General features: G+C 59.9%; 16 protein-coding genes. 6 read left to right on the forward strand and 10 right to left on the reverse strand.

The annotated features are described in order from the left end of the window. Positions 1-32 precede the first annotated feature (32 nt). The 3 genes from msrB to M2397_RS05505 all read left to right on the forward strand — a co-directional run bounded on the left by msrB (position 33) and on the right by M2397_RS05505 (position 1,545). Positions 33-425 carry a peptide-methionine (R)-S-oxide reductase MsrB gene (gene msrB / locus M2397_RS05495; protein ID WP_131699511.1) on the forward strand — a complete coding sequence of 131 codons (393 nt, stop codon included), beginning with the start codon at positions 33-35 and terminating at the stop codon, positions 423-425. Between the two features lie 146 nt (positions 426-571). Continuing rightward, complete coding sequence (locus tag M2397_RS05500; RefSeq protein ID WP_027607003.1) at positions 572-1,057, forward strand: glutathione peroxidase; 486 nt, start codon at positions 572-574, stop codon at positions 1,055-1,057. Beyond that, positions 1,054-1,545, forward strand: a complete 492-nt coding sequence (locus tag M2397_RS05505; protein ID WP_131699510.1) for a MarR family winged helix-turn-helix transcriptional regulator — start codon at positions 1,054-1,056, stop codon at positions 1,543-1,545. Before M2397_RS05500 ends, M2397_RS05505 begins: the two co-directional genes overlap by 4 nt. Here the strand turns inward: M2397_RS05505 and M2397_RS05510 are convergent. Then, on the reverse strand, positions 1,499-3,808 hold the full coding sequence (locus M2397_RS05510) for a response regulator (protein ID WP_131699509.1): 2,310 nt from the start codon (positions 3,806-3,808) through the stop codon (positions 1,499-1,501). The genes M2397_RS05505 and M2397_RS05510 overlap by 47 nt on opposite strands. Before the next feature lie 163 nt (positions 3,809-3,971). Between M2397_RS05510 and M2397_RS05515 the strand changes: the two genes are divergently transcribed. Both M2397_RS05515 and M2397_RS05520 read left to right on the forward strand, forming a co-directional pair. Next, the gene (locus tag M2397_RS05515; protein WP_131699508.1) at positions 3,972-4,862 is read left to right on the forward strand and encodes an ATP-binding protein; all 891 of its coding nucleotides are present in this window, start codon (positions 3,972-3,974) and stop codon (positions 4,860-4,862) included. Beyond that, positions 4,859-5,341, forward strand: a complete 483-nt coding sequence (locus M2397_RS05520; protein WP_259242404.1) for a GAF domain-containing protein — start codon at positions 4,859-4,861, stop codon at positions 5,339-5,341. Before M2397_RS05515 ends, M2397_RS05520 begins: the two co-directional genes overlap by 4 nt. Before the next feature lie 24 nt (positions 5,342-5,365). Here the strand turns inward: M2397_RS05520 and M2397_RS05525 are convergent, their stop codons facing one another. The 8 genes from M2397_RS05525 to M2397_RS05560 form a co-directional block, all read right to left on the reverse strand. After that, positions 5,366-9,001, reverse strand: a complete 3,636-nt coding sequence (locus M2397_RS05525; protein ID WP_259242405.1) for a transporter substrate-binding domain-containing protein — start codon at positions 8,999-9,001, stop codon at positions 5,366-5,368. A gap of 8 nt (positions 9,002-9,009) precedes the next feature. Next, the gene (locus M2397_RS05530) at positions 9,010-9,630 is read right to left on the reverse strand and encodes a response regulator transcription factor (RefSeq protein ID WP_065939963.1); all 621 of its coding nucleotides are present in this window, start codon (positions 9,628-9,630) and stop codon (positions 9,010-9,012) included. 256 nt (positions 9,631-9,886) lie between these two features. Then, the gene (locus tag M2397_RS05535) at positions 9,887-10,282 is read right to left on the reverse strand and encodes a response regulator (protein ID WP_131699505.1); all 396 of its coding nucleotides are present in this window, start codon (positions 10,280-10,282) and stop codon (positions 9,887-9,889) included. Positions 10,283-10,453: 171 nt separating this feature from the next. Further along, a complete protein-coding gene (locus M2397_RS05540; protein WP_145338064.1) occupies positions 10,454-11,785 on the reverse strand; it encodes a deoxyguanosinetriphosphate triphosphohydrolase in 1,332 nt (443 codons plus the stop codon). A 71-nt stretch (positions 11,786-11,856) separates the two neighbouring features. Beyond that, entirely contained in the window at positions 11,857-13,020 is a 1,164-nt protein-coding gene (locus M2397_RS05545) for an EAL domain-containing protein (protein ID WP_131699503.1), read from the reverse strand. 91 nt (positions 13,021-13,111) lie between these two features. Continuing rightward, entirely contained in the window at positions 13,112-13,450 is a 339-nt protein-coding gene (locus M2397_RS05550) for a hypothetical protein (RefSeq protein WP_131699502.1), read from the reverse strand. Beyond that, entirely contained in the window at positions 13,447-13,830 is a 384-nt protein-coding gene (locus M2397_RS05555) for a phage holin family protein (RefSeq protein WP_033901397.1), read from the reverse strand. The genes M2397_RS05550 and M2397_RS05555 overlap by 4 nt, the downstream gene beginning before the upstream one ends. A gap of 2 nt (positions 13,831-13,832) precedes the next feature. Beyond that, the gene (locus tag M2397_RS05560) at positions 13,833-14,147 is read right to left on the reverse strand and encodes a YqjD family protein (RefSeq protein WP_012723021.1); all 315 of its coding nucleotides are present in this window, start codon (positions 14,145-14,147) and stop codon (positions 13,833-13,835) included. 346 nt (positions 14,148-14,493) lie between these two features. Here M2397_RS05560 and M2397_RS05565 point away from each other — a divergent pair, with 346 nt between their 5' ends. Continuing rightward, complete coding sequence (locus tag M2397_RS05565) at positions 14,494-15,702, forward strand: ammonium transporter (protein ID WP_090410096.1); 1,209 nt, start codon at positions 14,494-14,496, stop codon at positions 15,700-15,702. Here M2397_RS05565 and M2397_RS05570 read toward each other — a convergent pair. Continuing rightward, positions 15,689-17,425 (reverse strand): monovalent cation:proton antiporter-2 (CPA2) family protein, encoded by a 1,737-nt coding sequence (locus M2397_RS05570; protein ID WP_259242406.1) that lies wholly within the window; start codon positions 17,423-17,425, stop codon positions 15,689-15,691. The genes M2397_RS05565 and M2397_RS05570 overlap by 14 nt on opposite strands. Between the last annotated feature and the right edge of the window lie 115 nt (positions 17,426-17,540).

The following is a 17,540-nucleotide window of genomic DNA, read 5'->3' on the forward strand; positions in this document are numbered from 1 at the left end:
GATCAGGCTTTTTCAGTTGCCGAGGTGTACCGATGGAAAAGTTGCAGAAAACCGTTGAAGAATGGAAGGCAATGCTCGATCCAGAGCAGTACAACGTGTGCCGCCTCAAGGGCACCGAGCGTCCTTTCAGCGGTAAGTACAATGAGACCAAGACTGAGGGTGTGTATCACTGCATCTGCTGCAATGAGCCGCTGTTCGATTCGACCACCAAGTTTGATTCCGGCTGCGGCTGGCCCAGCTTCTACGCGCCGATCGCCGACAGCGCGATGATCGAGATCCGTGACGTCAGCCACGGCATGATCCGCACCGAAGTGACCTGCGCCAAATGCGATGCGCACCTCGGGCATGTGTTCCCGGACGGTCCGCCGCCGACGGGGCTGCGTTATTGCATCAACTCGGTGTGCCTGGACCTTGTACCCCGTTAACTCGACTGACGGCGGGCCTCTGTAGGTGCGAGCAAGCCCGCTCCTACAGAGTGTTGATGGGATGCCATCAGTCTGGTCAATTAAATTGCACACAATTGAATTGCCTACTATGTTTCACCTTCTTCCCCCTTTATCGAGGCACTGCCATGAGCAACAACCTGCTGAGTATCCCTTGCACCACCATCAAGGGTGAGCAAAAGACCTTGGCGGATTTCGCCGGCAAGGCCGTCCTCGTGGTCAACACCGCCAGCAAATGCGGCTTCACCCCGCAGTACAAGGGCCTGGAGCAACTTTGGCAGCAGTACAAGGACCAGGGCCTGGTGGTGCTGGGCTTCCCTTGCAACCAGTTCGGCAAGCAGGAGCCCGGTGACGAAGGTGCGATTTCCGAATTCTGCGAGCTGAACTTCGGTGTCAGCTTCCCGTTGTTCAAGAAGATCGACGTCAATGGCAGTGATGCCCATCCACTGTTCGTGCAACTGAAAAAACAGGCGCCCGGACTGCTGGGCTCCAAAGGCATCAAGTGGAACTTCACCAAGTTCCTCATCGGCCGCGACGGCCAGGTGGTCAAGCGCTTCGGTCCTGCCACCAAGCCGCAGGACTTGACCCAAGAGATCGAAGCCTTGCTCAAATGACCGACCTGCCCAGCGTGTCCCTGGCCCTGAACAACCAGCTGTGTTTCAAGCTCTACGCAGCGTCACGCGCAGTCACCCGCGCCTACAAGCCGATGCTCGACCAGTTGGGCCTGACCTACCCGCAATATGTGGTGATGCTGGTGTTATGGGAGTGGCACGCCACGCCTGCGCTGCAGCCGACGGTCAAGGCCTTGGGTGAACGCCTGATGCTCGACTCGGGCACGCTGACGCCGCTGCTCAAGCGCCTTGAGCAGCTTGAGTTAGTGAAGCGCCGGCGCAGTGCCAGGGATGAGCGTGAAGTGCATTTGAGCCTGAGCGCGGCCGGTGTGCAACTGCGGGACCAGGCCCATGGTTTGAAGACCCGCTTGTTGTGTGATCGCGGCATCGACCTGAATCAAGCCGATGCCTTGCGCGATGGCCTCGACCAGTTGCTTGCGCAGCTTAAAGACTTGTCGTCCCAGGCACCCACAAGTCCAGCAGCGCATTGAGTTCTTCGCGGCGGAACGGCTTGGCCAGGTAGTCATTCATCCCCGCCGCACGGCAGCGCTCGCGTTCTTCGGACAGGGCGTTGGCGGTCAATGCGACAATCGGCAGGTCCGGCCAGCGCCCGCTGCGACGAATCTGCCGGCTGGCCTCATAGCCATCCATCACCGGCATGTTGCAGTCCATCAGCACCATATCGAAGCGCTGTTCTTCAAGAAACTTGAGTGCTTCGCCACCATGGGCGGCGACAATCACTTCGCAGCCCAGCTTGCTGAGCATACCCTTGGCCACCAGTTGGTTGACCGGGTTGTCCTCCACCAGCAGGATGCGCGCCCGATGTGCGAGTGGCGCGGCATCCAGTTGGATTGGGTCAGGCATCAGATGTGCGTCGGTGCGTAAGTTGCGGTGCAGGATCTGGTACAGCGCGTTGCGGCTCAAGGGGCGCGCCTGTTGGTGCAGCGGCGCGAGCGCTGCCACTTCTTCGCTGGGCATGAAATTGCCATAGGCGGTCACCAGCAGGATGGGCGTGGTAATGCCCGGTCGTATGCGGAACAGGCATTCCGGGCAGTCGGTAATCAGCAGGTCAGGCGTTTGCCCGCTCAAGTCGTCTTCCATGGTGAAACAACGGGGGGCCAGTCCCCAACTGGGCAGCAGGGTCGTGAGCAACTCTGTCAGGCCGCTGCCGGCGTTGGTGATGGCGATGACCTCACCTTTGAGCGGCGGTGGCTGCAAGGCGGGCAAGTGGGCAGGCAGTGGCAGGTCGGCGCAGAACTGGCTGCCAAAGCCCACTTCCGAGCTGATACTCAAACGCCCCTTCATCGCTTCGCACAGGTTGTGCGTCAGCGCCAGGCCCAGGCCCGTCCCACCAAACTGGCGAGTGATACCTGCGCCTGCCTGGGTGAACGGTTGGAAGATTTTCACCTGGGCCTCCTGCGCAATGCCGATGCCGGTATCGCAGACTTCAATGCGCACCCCGCCGTCGTGGGTACGCAGGCGCACATCAACCCGACCAAAGCGCGTGAACTTCAAGGCGTTGGAGAGTAGGTTGCTGACAATCTGCCGCACACGGGTCGGGTCACCCAGCACCTGGGCCGGGAACTGCGGGTCGATCAGGCAGCTCAGTTCCACGCTCGGTGCGGCGTTCTGCGATAACAGGTTGGCGGTGTCTTCCACCAGTGCGCCCAAGTCGAACGGGATGCGCTCCAGCTCCAACTGGCCGGCGTCGAACTTGGACAGGTCGAGAATATCGTTGAGTAACTCCACCAGCACTTTGCCGGAGTCATGGGCGATAGACAGTTGCTGGCGTTGCTCGGCGTTCAACGGACTGTCCAGCGACAGCGCGATCATGCCCAGCAGGCCGTTGAGCGGGGTGCGGATTTCGTGGCTCATATTCGCCAGGAAGGCCGCCCGGGCCTGGGCCATGCCCAATGCCTTCATCTTCGCCGCTTCCAGTTCATCGTTGGACTGGGTCAGTCGCTGGTTGCTGGCCTTGAGTTCAAGGGTGCGCGCGGAAACGATGTCTTCCAGTTGCCCCAAGTATTCAGTCAGCCGGTCTTCGGCGTGGCGGCGCTGCTGGATTTCGGTTTCCATGTTTTCGAATTGCTGGTTGGCGACGTTTACCAGCACGCCGATTTCATCGTGCTCATGCCCTGGCGGGCAGTCCAGGCGTGCCTGATTGCGTGTGCTCAGCTCACGAATAATGCGCACCAGTGGCTGGGTCAGCATCACGTAGAACAGGCCCAGCAAAATCCCGGTCAGCAGCAGGCTGCGCACGAACCCGTTGAGCAGGGTGATCTCAGCGCGGCGTAGGAACCGGCTACCAAAGGCGTAGGTGTCGACGTCCAGACGCAGTACACCAAGTGACTCATTGGGCATGTGGCCCAGGAACAGTTTGTCTTCGAACTGACGGTTGGCGCCAAACATAAAGTCACTGATAGGCCGGTAGGTACTTTCCTTGCGTGGTCGGTCGACATCGGCCAGTACCACGCCGTTGTTGTCGATCAACTGCGCGCGAATGATGGCGGGGGAGTGCAGCAGGCCCAGGGTCAGTTCCTGGGCCAGTTCGGCATCGATGTTGTAGGCGATACGTGACGCGGGGTTATGGCTGATTTCGATCAGCGAACGTATTTCGCGGTTGATGGATGCGTCTTCGCTGGCATAATCAATGCCGATTTGGATCAGGCTGAGTAAGGTTCCCAAGACGAAACCGACCAGCACAGTCAATCTGGCTTGTTTATAAGACAAGCGGTGGGCGAACTTGATATCCATTGAGTGTTGAACCACTTCACGTTTCCCTTCGCCCGGCAAGCATAGCTGAACATCCACAAGCTAAGGCTTGCCCGGCATGAATCGTTTTTTACGCAGCCCCAAGCGGTCTGTCGCAGGGTTGCCAATACGCCATCTTTTGCAAGAACTTGCCAGAGGAATAATCGTGGATTCTCGATTGAGTGCCTTTCTAGAGCGAGCCGATGCAGTGCTCGCTCGCCTGGAACCCTTGTTGCCCGCGCCACGCCAAACCATCGACTGGAATCAGTGCCTGGCCGCCCGTTGGCAACGTGAGGGCCGCAGTGGTTTCCTGTTGCCGCTGGACGTGAGCCTGGACATGCGCCTGTCCGACCTGATCGGCGTAGACAAGCAACGTGAAACCCTTGCGCGTAACACCCAGCAGTTTCTGGATGGCCTGCCTGCCAACCATGCGTTGCTGTGGGGGTCGCGGGGCACCGGTAAATCGTCCATGGTCCGCGCTTTGCTCGCCCAGCACGCCAAGGCCGGTTTGCGCCTGATCGAAATCGAGCGTGACCATCTGGCCGATCTGCCGCGCGTGGTTGAGCAACTGCTCAAGTTGCCGCAACGTTTCATCCTGTTCTGCGACGACTTGTCGTTCGAAGCCGGCGAAGGTGACTATCGGGTACTCAAGAGCGTGCTGGACGGCTCCCTGGAGCAGGCGCCTGAAAACGTGCTGTTGTATGCCACGTCCAACCGCCGCCATCTGGTGCCGGAAAACCAGAGCGACAACGATAACTGGAAGCGCGTGGACGGTGAGTTGCACCCGAGCGAGGCGGTGGAAGACAAGATTGCCCTGTCCGACCGCTTTGGCTTGTGGCTATCGTTCTACCCGTTCACCCAGGAACATTTCCTGGACGTGGTCGAGCACTGGATCGGTGAGCTGGCGAACAAGGCGGGTTTGCAGTGGCAGCGCGATGAGGCCCTCGATATTCTCGCCGTGCGCTGGGCTACCGGGCGCGGCAACCGCAACGGTCGTTGCGCGTATCAATTCGCCCGTTACTGGGTGGGTCTCAAATTGCTGGAGCGTCAACCATGATCGATTTACAACAAGCCGGTACCGGCCTCGGTGGCTATGCCCTGCTGAGTGCCCAGCTGGAGTCGCTGCTGGCCGATGAGCGCGATTTCATCGCCAACAGCGCCCAGTTTTCCGCTTTCCTGTTCAGCCAGCTGGATGACCTGAACTGGGCGGGCTTTTACCTCAACCGCAATGAAGAGCTGGTGCTTGGCCCGTTCCAGGGGCAGATCGCCTGTGTGCGTATTCCGTTCGGCCGTGGGGTGTGCGGCGCGGCCGCGTCCTCGCGGCAAACCCAGCGAGTAGACGATGTTCACGCATTTCCCGGGCATATCGCCTGTGACAGCGCGTCCAATAGCGAACTGGTGGTGCCACTGTTCAAGGACGGCACATTGATTGGTGTCCTTGACCTCGATAGCCCGTCGTTGGCCCGCTTTACCCCTCAGGACCAGGCCGGTATCGAACAGCTGGCGGCGATTTTCCTGCGCTTGACCGACTGCTGATCAAATAGGGGGCGCGCCCGCCCCTTATTGGCCATCCAGCTCGTCAAGCCGCACTTGCAGCATCCTCTCCAGCTCCAGCATCAGCTTCTCCAGGGACTTCACACTCGCTTCGATCAGGGGCCGATCATCGCCCCGGGCACAGGCCTGTTCGAGGGCTTCGCACTGCGAGGCCAGCGCACTGGCCTGAACGATGCGAGCGGCTCCCTTGATCTTGTGAGCCTGTTCGATGATGGCCTCGACGCCGGTCTGCGCAGCCATCAACGCGACCAACTCCTGGCGATCCTGGCGACTGCTGCTCAGCAACTCCTTCAGCAGCAGGCGGCACATATGTGGATCGCCACCGGTAAGGGCCTCGAAATTGCCGATGTCCAGGATCAGGCCGGTGGGCTGGGGGCTGATCTTTGCCAGTTGCCGCTCCAGCGCCGTGAGGTTGATAGGCTTGAACAGGCAGTCATCCATGCCCGCCTGTGCACAGCGTTGCTTCTCTTCTGGCTGGGCATTGGCCGTAAAACCCAGTACTACGCAAGGCGTCAGCTGTTCGCGTTGCTCGTATTCGCGGATCGAACGGCTCAACTCGTAGCCATTCATGATCGGCATGTTGCAATCGGCGATTACCAGGTCGAAGTGCTCCTGGCGCCAGGCCTGGAAGCCGGCGGCGCCGTTCTGGGCGGCGGTGAACTGGTGGCCCAGGTAGCCGAGCTGTTGACACATCAACAGGCGATTCGCCGGATGGTCGTCCACTACCAGCACATTGAGCACAGGCACATCTGTGGTTGCGGCAGGCTTGAGTTCGTCGACTACCTGCGCTGCCTGCAGGCGATTCATCTTCAGGTTCACATGCACCTGGGTGCCCACCATGGGCACGCTGCTCAGGCTCAGTTGCCCGCCCATCATGGCGCACAGGCTGCGACAGATTACCAGCCCAAGGCCGGCACCGCTCCTGGCCAACTGTCCTGAGTTGTCCGCCTGGGCAAAGGGTTCGAACAGGCGCATCTGGTCGTCCCGGCTGATACCGATGCCGGTGTCCTCCACCACCAGTTTCATCTCGACCTGCTGCGGCAATTCGGTGGCTGATACTTCCACCTTGATCTTTACCTGGCCACGTTCGGTGAACTTGATGGCATTGCTGATCAGATTGGACAGCACCTGCTTGAAGCGCAGTGGGTCGATCAGGACTTCGGTGTGTTCAAGATCAGGCGTGAACTCCAGCAACAGGCTAAGGGTCTTCTGGCGTGCCAGGCCGTCGAAGACACGCACTACCGACTCGATCACCTCCCTCAGGTTCACGCGTTCCGGTGCCAGGCTGAGGCGACCGGATTCAATCCGTGCGATGTCCAGGATGTCGCCGATCAGCTCCAGCAGATCCTTGGCCGAGTTGTAGGCAACTTCGATGGCGGGGCGGTCGAGGTGGCCCTGGTCCGCCCGCTTGAGGGTCAGTTCGAGCATGCCGATCACCGCGTTCATCGGCGTGCGGATTTCGTGGCTCATGGTGGCGAGGAATGTGCTCTTGGCCCGATTGGCTTCGTCGGCTCGCTCCTTGGCGGTGCGAAGTTCGTCGAACAACTGGCGTCGTTCACTGATATCGATCCAGCCACCGATGATGCCCTGAACTTCACCGACGGAGTCGCGGTACGGCAGGATCCAGTGGTAGATCGTCAGTTTTTTTCCGCGAATATGCAGGGTGCGATCCAGGATCAGCGGGTTGCCTTCGGCCACCACGCGCTGATAGTCGGCATGGTATTGCGCCGCCTCGACTGCGAGGGCTGTGCTGATCTGGACCGCGCTTTTACCTATCACGTCTTCGCGCTTGACGTCGAACGCCTGCAAGTAACTGTCGTTGCAGGTCTGCAGCAGCCCCTTGTTGTCACGTACGTAGATCGGGTGCGGGGTTTCATTGACCAGGGCGCGCATGAACTCAAACTGATCATTGAGGGCGCGCTCGGCCATTTTCCGGTGCTTGATCTGGCGGCGCATGTACGCGTTCCAGCTCAGGGAGATCAGCAGCAGCAGCCCGGTCCCGATGATGATGCGCGCAATCAGTTGGTGATAATCACGCCAGTAGCTGTCTGAGGCGGCGGTATAGCCGCGCCAACGACTGTTGATCACGCCCAGTTCATCCGGTGCGATGCTGAGCAAAGCCTTGTCGAGAATCGAGCTGAGTTCGGTGGCGCTGCGTGATGTCGCCAGCCCGAAGGTGGCCGGCATCGTGCCAATGCTGAAGCTGATTTGAATCTTGTCCTGAAGCATCTGCGAGGACAGGAAGTAATTGGCGACCACCAGCGTATTAACTGCGCCCTCTACATGGCCTTGTACCAGCAGTTCGGCTGACTTGAATGTGTCGCCGGTTTCTACCAACTGAATCTTTGGGAAGTGCTCACGCAGGAATTTTTTCAGTGGACTGCCTTGAGTGACCGCCAGGCGCTTGCCTTCCATTTCCTCCAGACCTGTAGGTGCCTGGCCGTCCTTGCGTGTCAACATCACGTAGGAGTTTTCCAGATAGGGACGACTGAAGTTCAGTTGGGCTTCTCGCTCGACGCTGGGGATGACTGCTCCGATGATGTCCGCTTTGCCGGTCTCTACGTGCTCGATCATCGTGTTCACATCACGCCCGCGCTGGACTTCGAAGCGCAGCCCTGTGCGCAGGCGAATCAACTCCAGCAGGTCGGCCGTAATGCCGCGAAAGTTACCATCGGCGTCGAAGAAGGTCAGCGGCGCAAACGTGGGGTTCACGATCACTTTGACTACTGGGTTTTCTCTCAGCCAACGTTCTTCGCGAAGGGTCAGCTGCAGCTTTTGGTCGGTCAAGAGGATGTCGCTGCCGGCACTCCAGCGTTTGGCGATCGTTTCCCGTTCGGAGGTGGGCACGGCCCTCAGTACGGCGTCGACGATGCTCAACAGCATTCGCTGGTCCTGGGGCATTGCAAAGCTGAATCCATAGGCTTCATGTCTACCGAAGTTAGCCATGCGAATGTTTTTCAGATAACCCTTGTTGATCATGTAGTGGGTGGAAATGGTATCGCCGAGAAAAACGTCAGCCTGCTCGAAAGCCACTGCATTCAAGGCGTTTTGATAAGAGGGGTAGGCACGGATGATTGCCTTGGGGTACAGCTTTTCCACCTCGTGCAGTGGCAGATAGTGATAGACCAGTGCCAGCCGCATGCCGGCCAGCCCATCATTCAGGCTGCGAGTTTCGCCTTCGCGGGTCACCAGTACCGGCCGGTCCACGGCGTACGGCTCCGACAGGGTCAGGTTGGGGTTTGCCGCTTCAAAGCTGTTGGAAGAGCCCAGTAGGTCGATATCCCCCGCTTCGAGGGCACGAATGGCGGCCTCCCGAGAGGGGTAGCGCAACACTTTTACCGGCACGTCCAGCGCCATTGCCAGCAAGCCGGCGTAGTCGGCGGTGAGTCCCTCATAGTCACGCCCGCTGGAGGTGAGGTCAAAAGGCGGGTAGTCAGGAAACGCCGCGCCCAGTACCAGTTCGCGTTTGTTCTGGAGCCATTGGCGCTGGGCCTTGTTCAGGTGGGGCTCCAGCTGCACGGAGCTCGCGCGACTCAATAGGTTGAAATGCTCCGGGCTTGCTGGAAGGGTTGCAGGTACGGCGGTGCTGAAGCACAAACCGGCACTCAATATAATCAAATAGTCCTTTATACGCCTGGGCATCCGCTTTCTCACACTAGCGCGTTTCGTTTTGCCATCTCGATAAGTTCTACCAAGGACTTGGCTTGAAGTTTTTGCATCAGCCTCTTTTTATATGTGCTTACTGTTTTGTTGCTCAGGAACATACCTTTAGCGATTTCCTTGTTGGTACGGCCTTGTGCAAAAAGTTGCAATACCATCAACTCACGATCATTAACGGCCTTGAACAGTTCAAGTTCCTTGCCGCTTTCATCGCAGGGGGTCAAGGCTTGGCTGGGGAAGTAGTTGTAACCGGACAGTACGGCGCGGATGGCGCTCATCAGCTCGCTCAGGTCACCTTCCTTGCACACGTAGCCATCGGCGCCCGAACGCATGCATCGAGTGGCAAACAGGGTGGGGGATTGAGCCGTCAGAACGAGGGTTTTCATCGAGGCGTTCATGGCGTTGAAGCGGCAAAGCACTTCCAGGCCATCGAGTTTTGGAATGCTGATGTCCAGGATGATCAGGTCCGGCATGCATTCGCGGACCATTTGTATGGCGTCGCATCCGTTATCCGTTTCGCCGACTACTTTGAAATTTTCTTCGTGCTCCAACAACATTCGTATGGCCAGCCTTATAACGGGATGGTCATCAATAATAAAAACTGTGTTCATGATCATATTCCATGCAAGTACAAATAAAGCGGGCACATTAGCTCAGAAGCCGACGGGTAAGCATGAACTTGGGTGGCAACAGGTATAAAACAGGAAAGTTCCTACATTAAAAAAGGTAAAAGCCTACCTGTCTCTAAGGAGTTGTAACGCGATAGGTCAACGTTTCGCAGGGGCATGGGTTGAAGGGGCATGGCAAGAACTTTACGGTGGTTGTGCGAGAATTTTCCGACCGGACGATTTGTTTAAAGTCCTACATTTATAACGTCAGTAATGTATGGGTCAAATGTGCAAGCTCATCTTTATTCAACGGCTTTGGCAAGTAGCCGAGCAATGGCAGGCCACGTTTGAGGGCTTGGGTTTGCAACGCTGAAAGTTCTGTCTCGGGAAGTCCGCTGAGCAAGATGGCGGCCTTGATAAAGCATTGGCGACTGGCAATTTCAATCAGTTCAAGCCCAGGCAGGTCGGGCAGGCACTGGTCACACAGGATGATGTCGAAGGGCGCCTCGGCCTGGGTCATCAAACGGATTGCCTGCTCGGCGTTTTCGGCCGGGGCGAGGTGTTCGAAGCCGAAGCTTCTCAGCAGGCATTGGGTGGCGAGCAGTTGAAAGGGATGGTCCTCCACCAACAGGATACGAAGAGGGTAACTGGGCATAGAAGGCACACGGTGAGTCAAGCGTCGATAGGGGGCACGTAGGAACTGTTCACCAGACCTGCCCGGAGCGTGCGCGATTATTCTTCGGGTGCTTGTGCGAATTCGATCAGGCCGCTCTGTTCCCGTCGTAGGCAGATTCTGTTCAGTGAACAGGCGGCCTGATCAGTCAGGCTATTGAGGGCTGGAGCGCCCGGTCATCTCCCGTGCCATCTCGGTGGCATAGCTGTCGGTCATGCCGGCGATGAAGTCGATCATCCGCAGGAACGACCTGTGCAGCGGCCACGCAGGGTCCGGCGCGTTGTTGCCCAGCAGGTCGAGAATGCGCCGGTTCTTGAACGACGGCGTGCGTCCGCCGTGCTGCTCCAGGGCCGCGCCGCAGAAGGCGTTCAACAGGATTTCCAGGGTGGTGTAGGCGCCGATCTCGTGCAGAGTCTTGCGCTTGTCCTGGAAGATCTTTTTGCGCGCCATGTCCTTGGCATCCAGCACGCAGCGTTTGGCGGGGCCGTGCATATGCTCCACCAGGTCGCCGGGCAAGGTGCCAGCCAACAAGGCATCCTGTTGTTCGACGAAGGCGCGCGCCGCAGCGTTGGTCAAGTGCTCGATGGCCTTGCCGCGCAGGATCGCCAGCTTGCGTCGGCGCGAATCCTGGGAGCCCAGTTGGCGGTAAGTCTGCGGCAGGTCGTCGCCCACCAGGTCGAGCAGCAGCGACTCGACTTCGGCGTACTCCAGGAGGTCCATTTCCAGGCCGTCCTCCAGGTCGATCAAGGCGTAGCAGATGTCGTCTGCTGCCTCCATCAGATAGACCAGGGGATGGCGAGCCCAGCGTTGTTCCTCGAGTTGCGGCAGGCCGAGCTTGCTGGCGATCTGTTCGAGGATCGGCAATTCGCTCTGGTAGCAGCCGAACTTGTGTTTCTTGTAACCCAGGGAATCGGCGTGGCGGGCAGTCCAGGGGTACTTGAGATACGTGCCCAAGGTCGCGTAAGTCAGGCGCGTGCCGCCGTCGAACTGGTGGTATTCCAACTGGGTCAGTACCCGGAACCCTTGGGCATTGCCTTCGAAGTTGAGGAAATCATTGCGCTCGGCGGTGCTCATGTCGTCCAGCCAGCCGCGCCCCGCTGCCTGCTGGAACCAGTGGCGGATGGCGTCTTCGCCGGAATGCCCGAACGGCGGGTTGCCGATGTCATGGGCCAGGCAGGCCGATTGCACCACCATGCCCAGGTCGCTCGGGTCGCACCAGTCGGGCAGGGCGCTGCGAAGGGTTTCGCCCACGCGCATGCCGAGGGAGCGGCCTACGCAGCTGACTTCCAGGGAGTGGGTCAGGCGGGTATGGATATGGTCGTTGCTGGACACCGGGTGCACTTGGGTCTTGCGGCCCAGGCGGCGAAACGCGCCGGAGAAGATAATGCGGTCATGGTCTTTGTGAAACGGGCTGCGGCCGAGTTCTTCCGGGCTGTGCAGGGGTTTTCCAAGGCGTTCGCGGGTAAGCAGGGTGGGCCAATCCAAGGCGGGTACTCTCCGTACGGTGAATGACCCTCCCAGCTTCCCGGTTCCGCCCTGACGGGGCAAGCGAAAATCTACAGGCCGGCCGCGTCGATATCGATTAACAGCAAGCGCTGACCGTTATGGAAGAATTGTCCGGCGGTGAGGCAGTACTGGTTGGTGGTGGCGTCACGGTAGGTCGAGGACAACGTCAGGCGACGCTCCTCCCAACCTTCGGCCAGCAGGTGATAGAAGTACGGGCGCCACGACCAGTTGTGGCCCAGATAGCGGCTGTCGGCCTGCCAGGCGTCCTGGCGCCATTCGAAGTTGGGGGTCAACTGGGTGCCATGCCGGTCGCACTGGTAAAAGCGCAGCAGCCAGGGGAAGGCTGGCAGTTGGGGCAAGTGATCCAGCGGGGCTTGGGCTTGTGCCCAGGATTGCAGGATCTTCATCAGTTCGGTCAATTGCTGGCGCAGTTGCATGATGCGGCCGCGTTCGGCCAGTTTCTGCTGGACATACGCCGCGCGCAGTTGGTCAAAACGCGGCACGAAGGCGTCGGTGGCGAACCAGTCCAATTGCGCCTGGGCAAACAGATAGCCCTGTACATAGCGCGACCCGCATTCCAGGGCGAAGCTCAGCTGCGCCTCGGTTTCCACGCCTTCGGCAATGATCCAGCAGCCGGTCTTTTCCGCCATCTGCGCCAGCGCTCGCACTACGTCACTGCTCGGCCCGCCCCTGGCGGCTTGCTGGAACAGGCGCATGTCCAGCTTGAGAATGTCCGGCTGCAGCGCCAATACCCGGTCAAGCTGGGAATAGCCGGCGCCGAAGTCATCGATGGCGATGCGCGCACCGGCCTCGCGATAACGTGCCACCACCTCGGCCAGGCGCTGGATGTCGCCGCCCAGTTCGGTGATCTCGAACACAATGCGCTGCGGGTCGACGCCATGGCTGTGAATCTGTTTGAGACTCGGCAGCGCCTGGCCCGGGCGCAGTTGGTTAATCCAGCGCGGCGAGATATTCAGGCTCAGGAACCAGTCTTGCGGGGCTTCATGCAGGCGGCTTAACGCATTGTCGCGAATCTGCCGGTCGAGACGGCGCAAGGTCGCGCCTGGCGTGCGTGGGTCGGCGAACAACGGGCCAACGGAGTGCAAACTGCCATCAGCCTGGCGTAGACGGCCCAAGGCTTCGACGCCAGCAATGCGACCGGTGGCGGTGTCGATAAACGGCTGGAAGCAGGCGAGCGGTTGCCCGTCGATCACGGGGCCTCCTTAAGAGAGGTGGCGAAAAAAGGCCCGGCCCTCGAAAACGGGGACCGGGCCGATTCTGTTAGCAAGAATGCAGCCAGCCGGCTCAACCTTTGCGTGAATTGCCTTGCATGGCCAGTTTGATCAGCGGGATTAATCCGGCACCGAGCCGAACCAGGCGCGTCACACTGCTGATCCCGCCGCCCTTGGCGCCCTTACCGGTGAAGAAACCGATCAGCGTTACAGCGGCCACGCCCCACAGCGGCGCGTGCTTGATGCCCAGGCCGCCCTGAAAGCTTTGGCCCATGTTGCGCACCTTGTTCAGCGGCACCATCAATTGCTGGGACTCGTGGCGAATCTCCTGGCGGTGCATCTCCATGCGCAGGCGGATCAAGGCCTTGCGCATTTCCCGGCGGGAGGTTTGCTGGGTTTCATTCGAGCTCATGGCAGCAGGCGCTCCCGATCATTGGCCAGTTCTTCGAGGGTGGCGTGGAACGGCGTGGACTCATCGAACACTGCCGCTTTCAAGCGCACCCCGCAGAAGGCGGCGGCCAGGGTATAGAACACACAGAGGCAAATGATCCCGGTCAGGCGGTAGCCGGTGTCCCATACCAGGATCATCACCAGCGTCGACAACCCCACCAGCAGCAACAGGGCAAACACTAGTGCCAGGCCGGCAAACAGCAGCAGGCTGACGGTGCGGGCCTTCTGTTCCTGCAATTCGATGCCAAACAGTTCGACGTGGCTGTGCAGCAAGCCTAGAACGGCCGCGCCCAGGCGTCGTGAGGTGGTACCTGTGGACGAGCCAGTTTCGCCGATAGACATGATTAGCGCCTTGTGGCCAGCAGGCCGATCAGAAAGCCCACGCCGGCGGCAATGCCTACCGACTGCCAAGGGTTGGCCTGCACGTAATCTTCCGTCGCGGTGACCGCCGCCTGGCCGCGCTCGCGCAGGGAGTCTTCGGTTTGCTTGAGGGTTTCGCGGGCCTGTAACAGCGTGTCATGAATCTTGGCGCGCAGTTCATCGGCCTGGTCTCCCGCAAGCACCTTGGTGTCGTCCAGCAACCTTTCGGTGTCAGTCACCAGGGTTTGAAAATCCGCCATCAGTATTTCTTGAGCAGTCTTTGCAGTTCTTCTGGCCATGGTTATCTCCGTGATTGGCTGATCGGTACGTGTGGTTTCGAGTCACCGGCTTCGGTGAAGGTTCAGTGCAATTGTGTGGTACAGCTTTTGCTTTGCCTTGGTGCGCAGGCTCCTGGGCCTGCGCTGAATCTGGGCGGCCTAAGGCCAGTGCCTTAAAAACCTTACCCTAAATAACTGAAACTCGCGGAAAAACCCTGTCGGCAATGGCCTGTTGTGTTTTTCGCTGCGCTAAAGCGGTTCATGCCCTCTGAAGAGGGGTGGGGCCGGTGGTGCTAATTTAGTGCGCGAAACCCTGGCTTGAACCGCTTTGGTGCTTTTTGCCTTTAATGCAGGCCTGCCACCCTCCATGGAAAATTTGCAAAGTGCAGTGGATACCCTCGTCCACAGTTCCAATACCCTGTTCATCCTGATTGGTGCGGTCATGGTTCTGGCCATGCACGCCGGCTTCGCGTTTCTGGAAGTCGGGACGGTGCGCCAGAAAAACCAGGTCAACGCCCTGTCGAAGATCCTCAGCGACTTCGCCATCTCCACCCTGGCCTATTTCTTTATAGGCTATTGGATCTCCTACGGTGTGAGCTTCATGCAACCGGCGGCCGTAATCAGTGCGGATCATGGTTATGGCCTGGTGAAGTTCTTCTTCCTGCTGACGTTTGCGGCAGCGATCCCGGCGATCATCTCCGGCGGTATTGCGGAGCGTGCAAAGTTCGCTCCGCAGTTGTGCGCCACTGCGTTGATCGTGGCATTTATCTATCCGTTTTTCGAAGGCATGGTGTGGAACGGCAATTTCGGTTTGCAGGCCTGGCTGCTCAAGACGTTTGGCGCCAGCTTCCATGACTTTGCCGGCTCCGTGGTGGTGCATGCCATGGGCGGCTGGCTGGCGCTGGCGGCGGTGTTGCTGCTGGGCCCACGCAACGGGCGCTACCGCGAAGGGCGCCTGGTGGCCTTCGCGCCGTCGAGCATTCCGTTCCTGGCGCTGGGGTCGTGGATCCTGATTGTCGGCTGGTTCGGTTTTAACGTGATGAGCGCGCAGACCCTGGACGGTGTCAGCGGTCTGGTGGCGGTCAACTCGCTGATGGCCATGGTCGGTGGCACCGTTGCCGCCCTGGTGATCGGCCGCAATGACCCCGGTTTCCTGCATAACGGTCCGTTGGCCGGGCTGGTGGCGATCTGCGCGGGTTCCGACCTGATGCATCCGGTGGGCGCGCTGGTCACCGGTGTGGTCGCGGGCGGGCTGTTTGTGTGGTGCTTTATCGCCGCCCAGGATCGCTGGAAGATCGACGACGTGCTGGGTGTATGGCCACTGCACGGCCTGTGCGGTGTATGGGGCGGGATTGCGTGCGGCATCTTTGGCCAGACGGCGCTGGGTGGATTGGGCGGCGTGAGCCTGATCAGCCAATTGATCGGCACGGGGCTCGGTGTGGCCGTCGCGTTCGGCGGCGGCCTGCTGGTGTACGGCGTGATCAAGCGCGTGCACGGGCTGCGCCTGAGCCAGGAAGAGGAGTATTACGGCGCAGACCTGTCGATCCACAAGATCGGTGCGGTCAGTCAGGATTGATCGGCGCCTCTTCGTCGGTGCTCGGATGCGTGTAAAAACCGTGCAGCAGGCGATAGCGGTTATGCCGTACTTCATCGACCCGCGCCTGCACCTGGTGGTCCGGCAGGCCCAGCAGGATCAAGGCGTGGGAGGCGAGCATCAGGCTCGACTCCAGCAACTCGGGCACCACTTCGTTGGCGCCCGCGGCTTTTAATTCAGCCAGTTGGCTGTCATCGCGGGTGCGCACCAGGATCGGCACGTCGGGGTTGATATGGCGTGCTTCCTTGAGCACCGCCAGGGCGACATCACTGTTGTCCACGGCAATCACCACCAGGCGCGCGCGTTCCAGGCCCACTGCACTGAGCAACGCGCCACGGCGACAATCGCCGTAATGCACGCTGCTGTCTTCGGTGGCGGCTTCCTGCACCCGTTCCGGGTCGTCATCCAGGGCGATAAACGCCTGTTGCTCATTGCGCAGAAAGCGCCCGATGGATTGCCCGACCCTGCCATAGCCGCAGATGACCGCATGCCCTTGTAATTGGGCGTTGAGGGCGGTGATCTGTTCCAATTGCACCTGTTGGTTGGGCTTGCGGTGCAGGCGCAGGGCAATCGCCGGTGCGGCGCGCAACAGCAGTGGGGTCAACAGCATCGAACAGAACGTAGCGGCGAGCAGCAAGCCGTTGAATTCATCGGGTATCAACCGGCTCTGCTGCATCTGCGCCATCAGCGCAAAACAGAACTCACCGCCCTGGGCCAGGGCCAGGCCGCTGCGCCAGGCAGTCTCACTGTCGCTGCCGCGCAGCTTGACCAACGCAGCCACCACACACCCTTTGATCAGCATCAGCGCGAGGGTCATGCCGAGGATCAACAGGCTGTGGCTGACGAACAACTGCAGGTCGATGAGCATGCCGATGCTGACGAAAAACAGCCCCAGCAGGATGTCGCGAAAGGGGCGGATATCCGCTTCGATCTGATGGCGGTAATGGCTTTCGCCCAGCAGCATGCCGGCCAGGAAGGCGCCGAGGGCAGGGGAGAGGCCCAGCAAGTGGGTGAGCCAAGCGGTCAGCAAGACGATCACCAGCGCCAGCAGCACAAACAGCTCCGCCGAATGGGAGGCGGCGACCTCATGAAACAAGCGCGGCAATAACCAGCGGCTGGCGAGCAACAGGCCCACGAACAACACCACGGTTTTGCCCAGCGTCAGCGGCAATGCCCAGTACCAGGCCTGCTCGCTGCTGCCGGCGAACACCGGTACCAACGTCAGCAGCAACACCGCCACCACATCCTGGAACAGCAACACGCCGATCGCGTTCTGGCCATGGCTGCTGAAGATTTCGCCGAGGCTGGTCAGTTCCTTGCTGACGATTGCTGTGGACGACAGCGCCAGCCCTGCACCCAGCAACAAGGCGATGCCCGGCGCCACACCAAAGGCTATCAACAAGCCCCCCAGCAGCACGCTGCAACCCACCACCTGCAAGCTGCCCAGGCCAAACACTACGCGGCGCAGGGCGAGCATCTTGGTCAGGGAAAACTCCAGGCCCAGGGAAAACAGCAGGAACACCACGCCCAGTTCGGCGAGGTCGGGCAGATCCTCGCTGTCATTCACCCAGTCCAGGGCAGTGGGCCCCACGGCCAGGCCCACGCACAGGTAGCCCAGCACGGGTGGCAGTTGCAGACGGCGAAACAGCGCAATCACCACCAGGGATGAGGCCAGAATGATCAGCAGGTTGGCGAACACAAGCATCTCCATTGCAGGGTGAGCGGGCAAAAAGCCGCGAGAATCGCTGAATCAGTTATAGGCCATGGTGATCTGGGTCAGGGTTTATTGTGGCGAGCCCGCTCGCCACAGGTTTTTGTCA

The organism is Pseudomonas sp. BIGb0381 (assembly GCF_024809815.1).
In the GTDB taxonomy this organism is placed as follows: Bacteria; Pseudomonadota; Gammaproteobacteria; order Pseudomonadales; family Pseudomonadaceae; genus Aquipseudomonas.

Bases quoted from the DNA above. Each gene is read 5' to 3' on its own strand.
- M2397_RS05520 (WP_259242404.1), top strand. From the start codon at position 4,859: ATGATCGATTTACAACAAGCCGGTACCGGCCTCGGTGGCTATGCCCTG.
- M2397_RS05510 (WP_131699509.1), bottom strand. From the start codon at position 3,808: ATGGATATCAAGTTCGCCCACCGCTTGTCTTATAAACAAGCCAGATTG.
- M2397_RS05550 (WP_131699502.1), bottom strand. From the start codon at position 13,450: ATGAGCTCGAATGAAACCCAGCAAACCTCCCGCCGGGAAATGCGCAAG.
- M2397_RS05535 (WP_131699505.1), bottom strand. From the start codon at position 10,282: ATGCCCAGTTACCCTCTTCGTATCCTGTTGGTGGAGGACCATCCCTTT.
- M2397_RS05570 (WP_259242406.1), bottom strand. From the start codon at position 17,425: ATGCTTGTGTTCGCCAACCTGCTGATCATTCTGGCCTCATCCCTGGTG.
- M2397_RS05505 (WP_131699510.1), top strand. From the start codon at position 1,054: ATGACCGACCTGCCCAGCGTGTCCCTGGCCCTGAACAACCAGCTGTGT.
- M2397_RS05565 (WP_090410096.1), top strand. From the start codon at position 14,494: ATGGAAAATTTGCAAAGTGCAGTGGATACCCTCGTCCACAGTTCCAAT.
- M2397_RS05560 (WP_012723021.1), bottom strand. From the start codon at position 14,147: ATGGCCAGAAGAACTGCAAAGACTGCTCAAGAAATACTGATGGCGGAT.
- M2397_RS05555 (WP_033901397.1), bottom strand. From the start codon at position 13,830: ATGTCTATCGGCGAAACTGGCTCGTCCACAGGTACCACCTCACGACGC.
- M2397_RS05500 (WP_027607003.1), top strand. From the start codon at position 572: ATGAGCAACAACCTGCTGAGTATCCCTTGCACCACCATCAAGGGTGAG.
- M2397_RS05525 (WP_259242405.1), bottom strand. From the start codon at position 9,001: ATGCCCAGGCGTATAAAGGACTATTTGATTATATTGAGTGCCGGTTTG.
- M2397_RS05530 (WP_065939963.1), bottom strand. From the start codon at position 9,630: ATGAACACAGTTTTTATTATTGATGACCATCCCGTTATAAGGCTGGCC.
- msrB (WP_131699511.1), top strand. From the start codon at position 33: ATGGAAAAGTTGCAGAAAACCGTTGAAGAATGGAAGGCAATGCTCGAT.